Consider the following 14,561-nt stretch of genomic DNA (forward strand, 5'->3'; position numbering starts at 1 on the left):
TGTCGACCATCTCAGATGGCCGGTTAAATCTATGCAGGAAAATATATCAGTAACCGATTCATACAGCACCGGGAATGCCGCACAGGCAATGCTGGAGAAACTGCTGCAAATTTATGATGTAAAAACGCTGGTAGCGCAACTTAATGGCGTGGGAGAAAACCACTGGAGTCCGGCGATTTTAAAACGTGCGCTGGCTAACGACTCGGTGTGGCATCGTTTGAGTGAAAAAGAGTTCGCCCATTTGCAAACGTTGTTACCCAAACCGCCAGCACATCATCCGCATTATGCGTTTCGCTTTATCGATCTCTTTGCCGGTATTGGTGGCATCCGTCGCGGTTTTGAATCGATAGGCGGTCAGTGCGTGTTTACCAGCGAGTGGAATAAACATGCGGTGCGCACCTACAAAGCTAACCATTATTGCGACTCGGCGACGCATCACTTTAATGAAGATATCCGCGACATCACTCTGAGCCATAAAGAGGGCGTGAGCGATAAAGCGGCGGCAGAACATATTCGTCAGCACATTCCTGAACATGATGTTTTATTGGCCGGTTTTCCTTGCCAGCCGTTTTCACTGGCTGGCGTATCGAAAAAGAACTCACTTGGTCGTGCGCACGGTTTTGCTTGCGATACCCAGGGTACGCTGTTCTTTGATGTAGTGCGTATCATCAATGCCCGTCGTCCGGCGATATTTGTGCTTGAAAACGTCAAAAACCTGAAAAGCCACGACCAGGGCAAAACATTCCGTATCATCATGCAGACGCTGGATGAACTGGGCTATGACGTAGCCGATGCCGAAGATAATGGCCCGGACGATCCGAAAATCATCGACGGCAAACATTTTCTGCCGCAGCACCGTGAACGCATCGTGCTGGTGGGCTTTCGTCGCGATCTGAATTTGAAAGCAGATTTCACCTTGCGGGATATCAGTGGCTGCTATCCGGCACAACGTATTACGCTGGCGCAGTTACTGGACCCGGTTGTTGAAGCGAAATATATCCTGACGCCGGTACTGTGGAAGTACCTCTATCGTTATGCGAAAAAGCATCAGGCGCGCGGAAACGGCTTCGGTTACGGAATGGTTTATCCGAACAACCCACAGAGTGTTACGCGTACGCTTTCTGCCCGTTATTACAAAGATGGTGCGGAAATTTTAATCGATCGCGGCTGGGATATGGCGACAGGTGAGAAAGACTTTGACGATCCGCAGAATCAGCAACATCGTCCACGTCGGTTAACGCCTCGAGAATGCGCACGTTTGATGGGCTTTGAAGCACCCCATGAAGCAAAATTTCGCATTCCGGTTTCTGACACTCAGGCCTATCGCCAGTTCGGCAACTCGGTGGTAGTTCCGGTATTTGCTGCAGTGGCAAAATTGCTTGAGCCAAAAATCAAACAGGCGGTGGCGTTGCGTCAGCAAGAGGCACAACATGACCGACGTTCACGATAAGGCCACGCGTAGCAAAAATATGCGCGCGATTGCCACGCGCGATACGGCAATCGAGAAACGTCTCGCCAGCTTATTAACCGAGCAGGGGCTGGCGTTTCGTGTTCAGGATGCCAGTCTGCCAGGACGCCCGGATTTTGTCCTCGATGAGTATCGCTGTGTGATATTTACGCATGGCTGTTTCTGGCATCATCATCACTGCTATCTGTTTAAAGTGCCTGCTACACGCACTGAGTTCTGGCTGGAGAAGATTGGCAAGAATGTAACGCGTGACAAGCGGGACATTAGCCGCTTACAGGAATCGGGTTGGCGTGTATTGATTATCTGGGAGTGTGCGTTACGCGGACGGGAGAAGTTGACGGATGCGGCGCTTGCCGAGCGTCTGGAAGAGTGGATCTGCGGCGAGGGCGCCAGCGCGCAGATCGACACTCTGGGGATTCATCTACTCGCGTGATGCGTCCTGAATGACTGGCGCGACAACGGGTTTTGCAGGGAAGAGATATTTTCCCAACGTGACCAGCACCACAGCGAAGACAATTACGCCCAGCGCCAGCCATTCAATCCGCGATAGCGTTTCGCCACCCAGCCCTGTACCCAGCAATACCGCTACAACCGGATTAACGTATGCGTAGCTGGTAGCCAGAGCCGGGCTGACATTGCGGATTAAATACATATAAGCATTGATGGCGATGATCGAGCCGAACAGCGCCAGATATCCGACCGCAAGGAAGCCCGAAAGAGAAGGGAGCGCCGTCAGTTTTTCACCTGCAATCATCGACGCGATCATTAACACCACGCCTGCCGCCAGCATCTCAATGGCGCCCGCCATCATGCCTACTGGTAGGGTAATGCGCGAGCCATAAACCGAACCAAACGCCCAACTCACAGAACCGATCAAAATCAGAATCGCGCCCCACGGATTGCCGCTTAAATTACCGCCGCTATTGAGCATGATGATTCCGGCAAGCCCAATGGCGATACCCACCCATTCCAGCTTGCGCGTTTTAATGCCAAACAGGCGGCTGAAACAGAGAGTAAAGAGAGGTACTGTTGCCACCACTACGGCGGCAATGCCGGAGGGAACATTTTGATGCTCAGCCACCGTTACCATACCGTTACCGACAGCAAGCAGTAATAAACCAATCAACGCGGCATTAAGCAGAGGACGCAGTGGCGGCAGTTTGTGCCCACGCAGCAGTAAAAAGGCCATTAATAAAATACCGGCAGCCAGAAACCGCACGCCCGCCATCATTAACGGTGGCCAGCTTTCAACCCCAATCCGAATGACAAAATAGGTTGAGCCCCAAATGATATACAACGCAAACAGCGCGCCAAAAAGCGGTAACAACTGGCGGAAACGCATAATCCCTCACGATGGAAATAAAAAGCCGGTTCATAGTAAACGTGAAAATCATTTCGCTGGCGAGAGATATAATTGCGTTTGATTGTTAAAAAAATGTTGACCTGTGAAGCAAGTATCAGCCGGGCTGATTTTGCTTCATACTTAGCGCGTCAACGATAAAAATGAGAGGGAATGCTTTTGGCCGGGAGTAGTTTACTGACATTGCTCGATGATATCGCCACTTTGCTGGACGATATCTCCGTGATGGGCAAGCTGGCGGCGAAGAAAACCGCCGGTGTATTAGGGGATGACTTGTCGCTCAATGCGCAGCAAGTTTCAGGTGTGCGTGCCAATCGGGAGTTGCCCGTGGTCTGGGGCGTGGCGAAGGGATCGCTTATCAACAAAGTGATTCTGGTGCCGCTGGCGCTGATCATCAGTGCTTTTATCCCATGGGCGATTACGCCACTGTTGATGATTGGCGGCGCATTTCTCTGCTTTGAAGGGGTAGAGAAGGTGCTGCATATGCTGGAGGCGCGTAAGCACAAAGATGATCCGGCGCAGAGTCAGCAGCGTCTGGAGGCGCTGGCGGCGCAAGATCCGCTGAAGTTTGAAAAGGACAAAATAAAAGGGGCGATTCGTACCGATTTTATTTTGTCTGCGGAAATCGTCGCCATCACGCTGGGGATTGTGGCGGAAGCGCCGCTGCTTAATCAGGTGCTGGTACTTTCAGGGATCGCACTGGTGGTTACCGTGGGGGTTTATGGTCTGGTGGGTATCATCGTTAAGATTGATGATCTGGGCTACTGGCTGGCGGAAAAATCCAGTACGGTTATGCAAGCATTGGGTAAGGGGCTATTGATTATCGCCCCCTGGCTGATGAAAGCGTTATCGATCGTCGGCACACTGGCGATGTTCCTGGTTGGTGGCGGCATTGTGATACATGGCATCGCGCCGCTGCATCATGCGATTGAACATTTCGCCGGGCAGCAGAGTGCACTGGTCGCAATGATATTACCGACTGTTTTAAATCTGATTCTTGGTTTTATCATCGGTGGTATCGTCGTGTTGGGAGTGAAAACGATAGCAAAATTGCGCGGTCAGGCACATTAATATTCTCATTGGCTATTATGCAAAATTCGCCATTCTCGACTAAGGTGAACAAGTTTCACTCGAAAAAAGGAGGCGAGTATGAGCTTTGTGGTTAGTGAGGAAGTGACGGTCAAAGAGGGCGGCCCGAAGATGATTGTTACTGGGTATTCCAGCGGCATGGTTGAGTGTCGCTGGTATGACGGTTACGGTGTCAAACGGGAAGCCTTTCATGAAACTGAGCTTGTTCCGGGGGAGATGCGTCGTTCGCCGGAAGAAGCCTGAAAGCGTATAATTAACACCAGTCCGGATAAGGCTTTCATGCCGCATCCGGCTGTTGTGCAGCGTCTGCATTGAATGTCTGATGCGACGCTGGCTAGTCTTATCATGCCTGGGTTATAAAAATAATCGATGTCTGGCGGTAGAATCAAAAGTAGGCCGGATAAGGCATTCATGCCGCATCCGGCTGTTGTGCCAGCGTCTGCATTGAATGCCTGATGCGTCTTATCATGGCAACATTATAAAATTATTGCTGTTTGGCGGTACGTTATCGCCAGGTTATGCCAGAATCATAAGAAAGCAGGTTGGGAGTCGTCAGGGTGCAGCACGAGACAGAAATGGAAAACCAGAGCTGGCTGAAAAAACTCGCGCGCCGCCTGGGGCCTGGTCATGTCGTTAATCTCTGCTTTATTGTGGTGTTGATCTTCTCAACGTTACTCACCTGGCGTGAAGTGGTGGTTCTGGAAGATGCCTATATTTCAAGCCAGCGTAACCATCTGGAAAATGTTGCCAACGCGCTTGATAAACAACTGCAATATAACGTTGATAAATTATTGTTTTTACGTAACGGGATGCGTGAAGCTCTCGTTGCGCCGCTCGATTTCACCTCTCTGCGCAATGCCGTTACCGAGTTTGAACAACGTCGCGATGAACATGCCTGGCAGATAGAACTCAACAGACGGCGCACCTTGCCAGTAAACGGCGTTTCGGATGCATTAGTCAGCGAGGGGAGTCTGCTTTCCCGCGAAAATGAATCCCTGGATAATGAAATTACCGCCGCGCTGGAAGTCGGTTACTTACTACGCCTGGCGCACAACTCCTCATCAATGGTTGAACAGGCGATGTATGTCTCGCGCGCCGGATTTTACGTTTCAACGCAGCCGACGCTATTTATTCGCAATGTGCCTGGGCGTTACTACGAATTTGTCACCCAACCCTGGTTTATCGGTCATTCACAACGAGAAAACCGTCAACGCGCGGTGCGTTGGTTTACCTCTCAGCATGAGCATAACAATGCTACAGAGCCACAGGTCACTGTAAGCGTGCCGGTCGACAACAATAATTACTGGTATGGCGTATTGGGGATGAGTATTCCCGTGCGTTCAATGCAGCAATTTTTACAGAATGCTATCGATAAAAATCTCGATGGCGAATATCAACTCTATGACAGCAAACTGAAATTATTGACCTCGTCCAACCCGGACCATCCTGGCGAAGATCTCTTTGACCCTCGTGAACTGGCATCACTTGCGCAGGACATTGAACACGATACGCGCGGTGGTATTCGGATGAACAGCCGCTATGTTAGCTGGGAACGGCTGGATCATTTCGATGGCGTATTAGTGCGTATCCATACGCTTAGTGAAGGCGTACGTGGAGATTTCGGCAGCATAAGCATTGCATTAACCCTGTTGTGGGCGCTTTTCACCACCATGCTACTTATCTCCTGGTATGTGATTCGCCAGATGGTAAGTAATATGTTTGTCCTGCAAAGTTCGCTGCAATGGCAGGCGTGGCACGATACCTTAACCCGCATGTATAACCGTGGAGCACTGTTCGAAAAAGCGCGCCCGCTTGCTAAATTGTGCCAGACACATAAGCATCCTTTTTCTGTTATTCAGGTCGACCTTGACCATTTTAAAGCGATTAATGACCGCTTTGGTCACCAGGCGGGCGATCGTGTGTTGTCACATGCCGCTGGATTAATTAGCCGTTCATTGCGAGCCCAGGATGTTGCCGGACGAGTTGGCGGCGAGGAGTTTTGTGTGATTCTGCCGGGCGCTAACCTGGAGCAGGCAAAAGAAGTTGCCGAACGCATTCGTCTGAAGCTGAATGAAAAAGAGATGTTGATTGCCAAGAGCAAAACCATCCGCATTAGTGCTTCGTTGGGTGTGAGCAGCAGCGAGGAAACCGGTGATTATGATTTTGAACAATTACAGTCGCTTGCCGATCGTCGGCTTTATCTCGCTAAACAGGCAGGGCGTAATCGGGTCTTTGCGAGCGATAACGCTTAACGAGCGGTGAAAAAGTGATCCAGCCCTTCGCGCCAGCCTTCCGGTCCTTCTCGTTGCGTTCGCCAGACCCGGGCAGGGTTCTCATTTTGCAGATGAACACCTTCCCGGTTTAGCCCTTTCACAATGACTGCGTAATCCATCACCTCCAGTAAGGGGGCATCATTTGGACCATCGCCTAAGCCGAGCGTCGTCGGACGTTTTCCACCTGATTGTTGATATATCGCGATGATCCAGTTAGCCGCCTGATCTTTTCCGGCAGAGGCATCCAGCACATGCCAGAAGCGCGCACCTTGTACAAACTGTAATCCTAGCTCGTTCAGACGAGCAGTAAATTGCGCCATCCGCTCGTCACTGTCGCGCCAGATGAGCGTGACTGAGGCTTCATGCAACTGCGTCAGCGTCGCCTGGCTGCGGCTTAATCCCGTCCATTCCGCAATGGTTGTATCATCGACATCATCAAAGGTGGTGAATTTGAAATGTTCTTTCTCGCGCAGCGTATTCAACACCAGACTGATTTCACTATGGGCAATGCCCGAGATGATCCGGGGAAAACCGTCGATATCTTGCCATTGATGATCCAGTTGGATCACCGCGCCGTTTTCGGCAATCAGCGGCAAACCTTGTAGCCCTACGTTTTTTTGCAGGTACAGCATTTCCGCCGACGTTTTACTGCTACAGAGAATCACAGGCACGCCTGCTTCCCGTAAACGGTTTAGCCAGGGAGCAGCAGGCTGCCAGTCATAACTGTGACTATCTAACAGGGTGCCATCGAGATCGGTGAAAATTAGCAGTGGTTGTTGAATTGAAAGCATGGTAGCGCATACTCCCTTTACCAGGATGTTTCTCAAAATAGCACGATTTGTCTTTAATCATTTTTCGGGAGCGATCCCGCTCGTAGCAGAGCCCGTAAGGGGTGACGAAGGTCACAGATCCATTCATTAATGACATTAATCATTCACGCGAAGAATATTTCCTTGTCAGCGAAAAAAATTGCAGATAAGGTGATGAACACATCAGATTTCCTGGTGTAACGAATTTTTTAAGTGCTTCTTGCTTAAGCAAGTTTCATCCCGACCCCCACAAGGGTCGGGATTTTTTTATGTTACATTTAGCGGTTCACTTCCGAGACGCTAAAGTCATGGATATCCAGCTCAAAGGCATCTGCTAATTCACGCCATGTATGATATTCACGCCCATCAACGCTGACGTGTTCTGAATCGCTCTGGCTGCGATGAACTTCGCTTTCGCTAATTTCATTGATCGCCGCCAGCAGGGCATCGACATCGACGCTGACCTCTCGTTTTGCGGTATCGCTGTACTCTTTTGCGGTCTTCATCATCTTTCCTCGCAACCGTTACTCATTTGTTGCTGCCGACACGTTATGTAAGCCAGGCATCTCTTAAGTATAGACCGTCGAGAAAATCAGCACCCGCGCGCGCCCGACGCTGCCAGAAAAACGAAATTGTTCTACACTGGCACAAAGCCACAGGAGGAAAATGATGAAGGTGAATGATCGGGTAACAGTCAAAACGGATGGCGGTCCGCGTCGTCCTGGCGTGGTACTGGCAGTTGAGGAGTTTAGTGAAGGCACAATGTACCTGGTTTCGCTGGAAGACTACCCGCTCGGCATCTGGTTCTTTAATGAGGCAGGGCATCAGGACGGTATCTTTGTGGAGAAAGCAGAGTAATTTCATTCAGCCTGACTGGTGGGAAACCACCAGTCAGAATGTGTTAGCGCATGTTGACAAAAATACCATTAGTCACATTATCCGTCAGTCGGACGACATGATAGATAACCTGTTTATTATGCGTTTTGATCTTACGTTTAATATTGCCTTTATGAGATGAAACAGTCTTGGCTTTGATATTCATTTGGTCGGAGATTTGAATGGTTCCCTGACCTGCCATCCACATTCGCAACATACTCGATTCGGTTCGGCTCAATGATAACGTCGGCATATTTAAAACAGTGGCCATCGTTGTCTCTTTTTTCAGAATATCGCCAAGGATATCATCGAGAGATTCCGGTTTAATCGATTTGGAACTGATCAATAAATTTTTTCTGACCAACAGATATTCATCAAAATGAACGTTGGCAATCGCCATAAAAACGATAAATAACGTATTGGGATGTTGATTAATGATGTGCTTGATGCGCTGACTGTTAGAAGTATCGTGGATAAAACAGTCCTCATTAATAAACACCACTGAAGGGCGCTGTGAATCACAAGCGATGTCAAGGTCATCAACGGTTTCGATGTCGTTGATTTCTCTTTTTTTAACCCCTCTGCTCAACAGATACCCGGTTAAACCTAGTCGGGTGTAACTACATAAATCCATAATAATCGTTGACATGGCATACCCTCACTCAATGCGTAACGATAATTCCCCTTACCTGAATATTTCATCATGACTAAACGGAACAACATGGGTCACCTAATGCGCCACTCTCGCGATTTTTCAGGCGGACTTACTATCCCGTAAAGTGTTGTATAATTTGCCTGGAATTGTCTTAAAGTAAAGTAAATGTTGCGATATGTGAGTGAGCTTAAAACAAATATTTCGCTACAGGAGTATCCTGGAAGATGTTGTCTGATTTTATTTTTCAGATAATCCTTAGGATAACACGATAAACATTACGGAATCATATTGCTGGAAATTCGCTAATAATATCTGCCAGTAAATTAAAAATTTCACTAAATAAATGTTCGCAAAATGGAGCAATTAGCGGCATTAATGCTGCCATTAATGAAATGCCGACTGTCAGAGTTAATGGAAAACCGATAACGAATATTGATAATTGCGGAGCCATACGATTAAGTAATCCCAGCGCCAGATTCAGCGTCAGCAGCAGGGTAATAAGCGGTAATGCCAGCATAAATCCGTTGAGGAAAATCAAACTTCCCGCTTTGGTGAGTGCCAGAAACGCATTGCTGTTAAGCGGCTCACCGCCAATCGGCAGGGTGTGAAAGGTATCGACCAGCAGCGAAATCAACCATAAATGACCGTTAAATGTCAGGAACAGCAGTAGCGCCAGCATATCCATGATGCGTGCTAAGACGGGCATATTGAGATGGCTACCAGGATCCACAAACGTCGCAAATGACAGCCCCATTTGCAGACCGATAATTTCGCCTGCGGTTCGTACAGCGGCGAAAGCAAATTGCATGGTAAAGCCAAGCGCAATGCCAATCAGGATCTGCTGCATTGCCAGCCAGAGGGCATAAAACGAAAAAATGGGAACATCGTTGGCAGGTAATGCCGGAGCTATGGCGAACGTGATCATCATTGCGAGACCCAGTTTCACCCGTTTCGGCACGCTGCGTTCACTCAAAATGGGCGCGGTAGAAATGAGCGCCAGCACGCGCAGTAACGGCCAGAAATACAGACTTAACCAGGAAAGCCATTGATCGCTCGTCACCTGCAACATAGCACGGCTACCCGATGATATACGGCAGGTTAGTGAACAAGGTGCGGACGTAATCCAGCAACAGATTGAGCATCCACGGTCCGGCAATAATAATGGCGATAAATACGGCGATGATTTTCGGAATAAACGACAACGTCATTTCGTTAATCTGCGTGGCAGCCTGCAAAATGCTGATGATAAGGCCAGTGACCAGCGCCACCAGCAGCAGCGGGGCAGCCAGCGCCAGCGCGACTTTCATCGCTTCTGTCCCCATCATCATGACCGATTCGGGTGTCATTTTGCCTCTCTAGCTGTAAAAGCTTTGCGCCAGCGAACCGACAAGTAATTGCCAGCCATCCACCAGCACAAACAGCATAAGTTTAAAGGGCAGAGCAATGGTGGCTGGAGGCACCATCATCATCCCCAACGCCATCAAAACGCTGGCAATCACCAGGTCGATAATCAAAAAAGGAATGAAAATCGTGAAGCCTATCTGGAATGCGGTTTTCAGCTCGCTGGTCACGTAGGCCGGGAGCAAAATGCGCATCGGCACAGCTTCCGGTCCCTGCAACGGGCCAGTATTCGCCAGTCTGGCAAACAACCCTAAATCTGCTTCGCGGGTCTGACGCAGCATAAACTCACGCAGCGGCTGCGCCCCTTTTTCCAGCGCCTCCTGCATTGATATTTTCTCTTCGCTGAATGGCTGGTATGCATCGACATAAATTTTGTCGATCACCGGAGACATAATAAAAAAGGTCAAAAACAGCGCCAGCCCCAGCAATACCTGGTTGGGCGGTGCGGAGGGCGTTCCCAGCGCGTTACGCAATAAACCAAAAACAATGATGATGCGGGTGAAGCTGGTCATCATCAGTAAAATCGCCGGAATAAACGTCAACGAGGTGATGAACACCAGCGTCTGCACCGGGAGCGACCAGCTTTGTCCTCCGCCAGGTAGCGGTTGGCTGGTGATGCCTGGCAGTTGGGCGAACGCGAGGGGCGTAACCAGCCAGAGAAGAACCGGCGCGACAGACAACAAACGACGCATCAGGATCTCCCGCTACGCTTGAGCAAATTTTTCATGACCGACTGAAAATCGGCCTGTGGTATCTCTTCCGTGGGTGCTGAAGGGGGAAGTTTATGCAGCAAATTGATTTGCCCTGCGGTAACGCCGAGTACCAGCCGTGCATCGTCCACATCGACCACCACGACCCGTTCACGCGCGCCCAGCGAGGCGCTGGCGCTAATTTTCAGACCGTTAACGCCTGTGCGTTTAGGGGCAAATCCCAGCCGTTTTACCAGCCAGGCAGCGGCGAGGATCAGGACAATAATGGCGATTAGTGCGCCGCTCACCTGAAGTAGCGGTGCGGTGGAAACCGGCGCGGAAGATTGCACAGTGGCGTGGTTATTCATCACTAACGGCTCAGGCGGCGCATTCGCTCAGACGGGGTAATGATATCGGTGATCCGCACGCCATATTTATCGGCAACCACCACCACTTCGCCCTGGGCGATTAAATAGCCGTTGATCAGAATATCCAACGGTTCGCCCGCCAGACCGTCCAGCGCCACGACTGACCCTTGCGTCAGACGCAACAGCTCTTTGATGGTCATACGTGTGCGACCCAGCTCGACGGTCAGCTTAACCGGAATATCCATAATCAGGTCGATATCCTGCAATGTTCCACTGACGTCGCCGCCGCCAAGCTGCTGGAACACGGCTTCAGCCGCGCTTTTGCCGCTTGTTGATTTTTGTTCGCTCAACGCTTCAGCCCACAGATCGTCCATTGCGCCGTTGTTGTCATCGGCCGGATTATTCAAGTCACTCATTTGGGCTGTTCCTCGTTCAGAGAATTCAAAATCGGGTTAATCAAATGTTCTATCCGTAACGCATACTGACTGTTGATGGTGCCGTACTGGCTGGTCAGTACCGGAACGCCGTCAACATGGGCAATGATGCGATCGGGTTTTTCTATCGGCAGGACATCGCCGGGTTTCAGTTTCAAAATCTGCGACAGGCGCAGCGATATATCGGCAAAGTTGGCGACCAGTTCCAGCTGTGAGTGCTGCACCTGACGCACCAGGTTATCGCGCCAGTTCTGATCTTCATTACGCGAGTTTTCCAGCGGCGGGTTAACCAACAATTCCCGTAGCGGCTCGATCATGCTGAATGGCAGGCAGATATTAAATTCGCCGGTCAGGTTGCCAATCTCGACATGAAAAGGCGTGTTAACCACAATGTCGTTTGGCGAGGTGGTGATATTGGTAAATTTCACCTGCATTTCCGAACGCACGTACTCCACTTCCAGCGGATTAATCGCCTTCCAGGCGTCGCTATAGCCTTCAAGCGCCAGCTTCAACATGCGATTGATGACGCGCTGTTCGGTATGAGTAAACTCACGACCTTCTACTTTGGTCGGGAAGCGACCATCACCGCCAAACAGGTTATCCACGGCGATAAACACCAGACTTGGCGAGAACACCACCAGCCCGGTGCCGCGCAGCGGTTTCAGGTGGATAAGGTTCAGGTTGGTTGGCACCGGCAGATTGCGGGCAAATTCATGATACGGCTGTATGCGGATCGCCCCGACGGTAATGTCCGGGCTACGGCGCAGCAGGTTGAACAGCCCCATGCGGAAATGGCGGGCAAAACGTTCATTAATGATTTCCAGAGCCTGCAAACGTTCGCGCACAACCCGACGTTGGGTATTGGGGTCGTACGGACGAATGTCACTTTCGCCGCCAGCACTGGTTGTCGGTTCGTCTTTGACCTCGCTGTCACCATTCAACAGCGCATCAATTTCAGCTTGAGAAAGAATACTATCGCCCATGTCGTTATCGCAGAATAAAAGCGGTATACAGCACGTCGGTGACATCCTGTTTCGGTTGCCCGGCAACAAGCGGGGTGGAGAGTGTGGCTTTAATTGCGGCAATCAACTTTTGCTTGCCTTCTTCAGTTGCCAGCACGGCGGCATCCTGGCGCGAAAACAGTAACAGCAAGCGACTGCGGACTTCCGGCAAATACTCGCTCAGGCGCGAACGGGTGGCTTCATCTTTCAGCCGCAGCGTTATGCCGATATAAAGCACGCGATCCGCATCGCCAAGATTGACCGTAAAAGTGTCCAGCGCATAGAAGACAGGTGAGAGCACGACGCGTTGCTGTGCTTTGTCGTCAGTAGCAGCCTGACGTGAATGCCAGTAGCTGTAACCCGCGCTGGCACAGGCCGCGAGAGTAATGAATACCAGGATCGGGAGCCAAAGCGATCGCTTGCTTTTCTTGCTTATCGCGTAATCAGTCATGTGTTGCGGTCTTCCTGTGTTGCTACTGCTTATCGGCTAATTATCCTGTGTCTTAAGCGCGGCAAAGCGGGGAAAAGACGTGGATTACGGTGCCACCTCTGACGTTAGGCGAAAATATCAACGCCGCTATTGCCTGTTGCACGCCCTTGTAAAGAGGCGGGAACCGGCAGGACATCGTCATCTTCGACAGCCAGATGTTCATGGTTTGCTGTGCGCGGGTTTTGCTGTTGCTGGGAGGCGGCCTGCTGCTGACCGTTAAAACTCTCGCCGCTGATATTGCTCTGTCCCAACTGAATACCGCTTTCTGCCAGTTGTGTGCGCAGTGCTGGCAGAGCCGCTTCCAGTGCGGCGCGAACGTGCTGATGCGGCGAAACCATCTGGATTTGCGCCTGGTTGTCATCCACCTTAAGGGAGATTTGCACTTCGCCTAAATCCTGCGGATGCAAACGCAGTTCGGCACTTTGTTGCCCCTGACGGGTAAACAGCGAAATATGCTGACTTAAGGATTGTTGCCATTCGTGAGAACCCAGCGGTGCACTCAAAACAGGCGCTGCGACGGTGGGCTGTGGCTGCGTCTGGTGCGAAGTGATTAGCGGACTGACGGCAGCGGTCACCGGCGAAGGCGTGCTGATGACTTCCGCTTTACTCTGGGCTTCAGCAATCAGCGGTGTTAATGGCTGAGCTGGGGCGCCAGGGGCGTCGTCAGGCTGCGCTGTGGTGAGTTGCGCAGGAGTCAGTTTTGTGAAGGGCGTTGGCTTCTCTGTCGATAACACTGTTGACGGCGTATCAGTCACTTTGGGCGTATTGTCAAAACCTGGCAACATCGCAAAAAGGGCACTCAGGCTGGCGGTAACATCTTCATTCAGATCATCCGCTTTTTCGTCTTTTACTGCGTTTTTGTCTGACCCCGCTGCCAGCGTAATGGCCTGAGCGGTGGTTAACGGTGTTGATGTGGATTGTTCGTCGTTGATGACTGGCAGTGTTTCATTCGCAGGGATCAGTAAATCCGGTTGTTGCGCGTCGGTCAGAATATCGCTGACCAGCGACTCGCCTTTTGTCGCGGGCTTATCTGTCGCCACCTGCAACCGGATCGCAGCTTTGTCGGTTGTTGTAGCGTCTGCTAACGCCCCGCTCAACAACGCGAGAAAATCTTGTGCGGCATCACTGGCTTTGCCGCCGGGCAGTGCGGAGGTGTCAACGTCAGCGGTAATCAAGGGCGCTAAGCGAATCATTCAGGTTTCCTCATGGCGGCGCGCTGGGCGAACTCATCCATCTTTTTCTGATCGAGGCGGTTTTCTGCCAGCAGCGCCGCCGTGGATTGTCGTTCCTGCAGTGTCTGCCAGGCCTGCAAACGTTGTTTTTTCTCTCGCCAGTTATTCAGGGCAACATCAACTTTTTGTGTCCACTGCGTGAGTTGCTGGTGATGCTGGGTAATGGCTTTTTCCAGCGTCTGAATAAACTGCTGATAGTTGATCCAGCGGTTGCTGGTCATCCCGGCACTCATATCGCTATTCAGGTTGTTTCGATATTCATTCTGATAATCGATCAGCATTTTGAGTTGTTCTTCTGCCTGCTGACATCCGCGACGCATTTCACCCAACAGACGTGCGGCGTTATCCACCTCTTTTTCTGCCAGATCTTTCAGGGTCGCCAGTGCGCCATGTTCTGCCATCTGCTGTTATCTCCT

At 50.8% G+C, this 14,561-nt stretch carries 19 protein-coding genes; 6 read left to right on the forward strand and 13 right to left on the reverse strand.

Annotated elements, in window-relative coordinates; translation table 11 throughout:
• Positions 1-31: 31 nt before the first annotated feature.
• Positions 32-1,450, forward strand: a complete 1,419-nt coding sequence (dcm, locus tag C3D30_RS11890) for a DNA-cytosine methyltransferase (protein WP_021550946.1) — start codon at positions 32-34, stop codon at positions 1,448-1,450.
• Positions 1,431-1,901 (forward strand): very short patch repair endonuclease, encoded by a 471-nt coding sequence (locus tag C3D30_RS11895; RefSeq protein WP_000132886.1) that lies wholly within the window; start codon positions 1,431-1,433, stop codon positions 1,899-1,901. Before dcm ends, C3D30_RS11895 begins: the two co-directional genes overlap by 20 nt.
• Here C3D30_RS11895 and yedA read toward each other — a convergent pair.
• Positions 1,890-2,810: a drug/metabolite exporter YedA gene (gene yedA, locus C3D30_RS11900; protein WP_001212254.1), complete on the reverse strand. Its 921-nt coding sequence runs from the start codon at positions 2,808-2,810 to the stop codon at positions 1,890-1,892. The genes C3D30_RS11895 and yedA overlap by 12 nt on opposite strands.
• A gap of 171 nt (positions 2,811-2,981) precedes the next feature.
• On the opposite strand from yedA, the gene C3D30_RS11905 reads away from it, so the two are divergent.
• The 3 genes from C3D30_RS11905 (at position 2,982) to dgcQ (ending at position 6,169) form a co-directional block, all read left to right on the forward strand.
• On the forward strand, positions 2,982-3,899 hold the full coding sequence (locus tag C3D30_RS11905; protein WP_000922669.1) for a DUF808 domain-containing protein: 918 nt from the start codon (positions 2,982-2,984) through the stop codon (positions 3,897-3,899).
• Positions 3,900-3,977: 78 nt separating this feature from the next.
• Positions 3,978-4,160, forward strand: a complete 183-nt coding sequence (locus C3D30_RS11910; protein WP_000011631.1) for a YodC family protein — start codon at positions 3,978-3,980, stop codon at positions 4,158-4,160.
• A gap of 314 nt (positions 4,161-4,474) precedes the next feature.
• Complete coding sequence (gene dgcQ, locus C3D30_RS11920) at positions 4,475-6,169, forward strand: cellulose biosynthesis regulator diguanylate cyclase DgcQ (RefSeq protein WP_010356097.1); 1,695 nt, start codon at positions 4,475-4,477, stop codon at positions 6,167-6,169.
• On the opposite strand, the gene C3D30_RS11925 is transcribed toward dgcQ, so the two are convergent.
• Both C3D30_RS11925 and yodD read right to left on the reverse strand, forming a co-directional pair.
• Positions 6,166-6,981, reverse strand: a complete 816-nt coding sequence (locus tag C3D30_RS11925) for a mannosyl-3-phosphoglycerate phosphatase-related protein (protein ID WP_105286919.1) — start codon at positions 6,979-6,981, stop codon at positions 6,166-6,168. The genes dgcQ and C3D30_RS11925 overlap by 4 nt on opposite strands.
• 296 nt (positions 6,982-7,277) lie before the next feature.
• Positions 7,278-7,505 carry a peroxide/acid resistance protein YodD gene (gene yodD / locus C3D30_RS11930; RefSeq protein WP_010346997.1) on the reverse strand — a complete coding sequence of 76 codons (228 nt, stop codon included), beginning with the start codon at positions 7,503-7,505 and terminating at the stop codon, positions 7,278-7,280.
• Positions 7,506-7,668: 163 nt separating this feature from the next.
• Between yodD and dsrB the strand changes: the two genes are divergently transcribed.
• On the forward strand, positions 7,669-7,857 hold the full coding sequence (gene dsrB / locus C3D30_RS11935) for a protein DsrB (RefSeq protein WP_000867217.1): 189 nt from the start codon (positions 7,669-7,671) through the stop codon (positions 7,855-7,857).
• A gap of 43 nt (positions 7,858-7,900) precedes the next feature.
• Here the strand turns inward: dsrB and rcsA are convergent, their stop codons facing one another.
• The 10 genes from rcsA to fliJ form a co-directional block, all read right to left on the reverse strand.
• Positions 7,901-8,524, reverse strand: a complete 624-nt coding sequence (gene rcsA, locus C3D30_RS11940; RefSeq protein ID WP_000104007.1) for a transcriptional regulator RcsA — start codon at positions 8,522-8,524, stop codon at positions 7,901-7,903.
• 289 nt (positions 8,525-8,813) lie between these two features.
• Complete coding sequence (fliR, locus tag C3D30_RS11945; RefSeq protein WP_000942310.1) at positions 8,814-9,599, reverse strand: flagellar biosynthetic protein FliR; 786 nt, start codon at positions 9,597-9,599, stop codon at positions 8,814-8,816.
• Positions 9,600-9,606: 7 nt separating this feature from the next.
• Positions 9,607-9,876, reverse strand: coding sequence for a flagellar biosynthesis protein FliQ (fliQ, locus tag C3D30_RS11950; protein ID WP_000187358.1), 270 nt, complete (start codon positions 9,874-9,876; stop codon positions 9,607-9,609).
• A 9-nt stretch (positions 9,877-9,885) separates the two neighbouring features.
• Entirely contained in the window at positions 9,886-10,623 is a 738-nt protein-coding gene (gene fliP, locus C3D30_RS11955; protein ID WP_001253450.1) for a flagellar type III secretion system pore protein FliP, read from the reverse strand.
• Entirely contained in the window at positions 10,623-10,988 is a 366-nt protein-coding gene (gene fliO, locus C3D30_RS11960) for a flagellar biosynthetic protein FliO (RefSeq protein WP_010351023.1), read from the reverse strand. The genes fliP and fliO overlap by 1 nt, the downstream gene beginning before the upstream one ends.
• A gap of 2 nt (positions 10,989-10,990) precedes the next feature.
• On the reverse strand, positions 10,991-11,404 hold the full coding sequence (gene fliN / locus C3D30_RS11965) for a flagellar motor switch protein FliN (protein ID WP_001281689.1): 414 nt from the start codon (positions 11,402-11,404) through the stop codon (positions 10,991-10,993).
• Entirely contained in the window at positions 11,401-12,405 is a 1,005-nt protein-coding gene (gene fliM, locus C3D30_RS11970) for a flagellar motor switch protein FliM (RefSeq protein ID WP_010351026.1), read from the reverse strand. Before fliM ends, fliN begins: the two co-directional genes overlap by 4 nt.
• A 4-nt stretch (positions 12,406-12,409) precedes the next feature.
• The gene (gene fliL / locus C3D30_RS11975; RefSeq protein ID WP_000133128.1) at positions 12,410-12,874 is read right to left on the reverse strand and encodes a flagellar basal body-associated protein FliL; all 465 of its coding nucleotides are present in this window, start codon (positions 12,872-12,874) and stop codon (positions 12,410-12,412) included.
• A gap of 104 nt (positions 12,875-12,978) precedes the next feature.
• Positions 12,979-14,106 (reverse strand): flagellar hook-length control protein FliK, encoded by a 1,128-nt coding sequence (locus C3D30_RS11980; protein WP_105286920.1) that lies wholly within the window; start codon positions 14,104-14,106, stop codon positions 12,979-12,981.
• A complete protein-coding gene (gene fliJ / locus C3D30_RS11985) occupies positions 14,103-14,546 on the reverse strand; it encodes a flagellar export protein FliJ (protein ID WP_000807573.1) in 444 nt (147 codons plus the stop codon). Before fliJ ends, C3D30_RS11980 begins: the two co-directional genes overlap by 4 nt.
• Positions 14,547-14,561 lie beyond the last annotated feature (15 nt).

This window comes from Escherichia sp. MOD1-EC5433, assembly GCF_002966005.1.
GTDB classification, from domain to species: domain Bacteria; phylum Pseudomonadota; class Gammaproteobacteria; order Enterobacterales; family Enterobacteriaceae; genus Escherichia; species Escherichia ruysiae.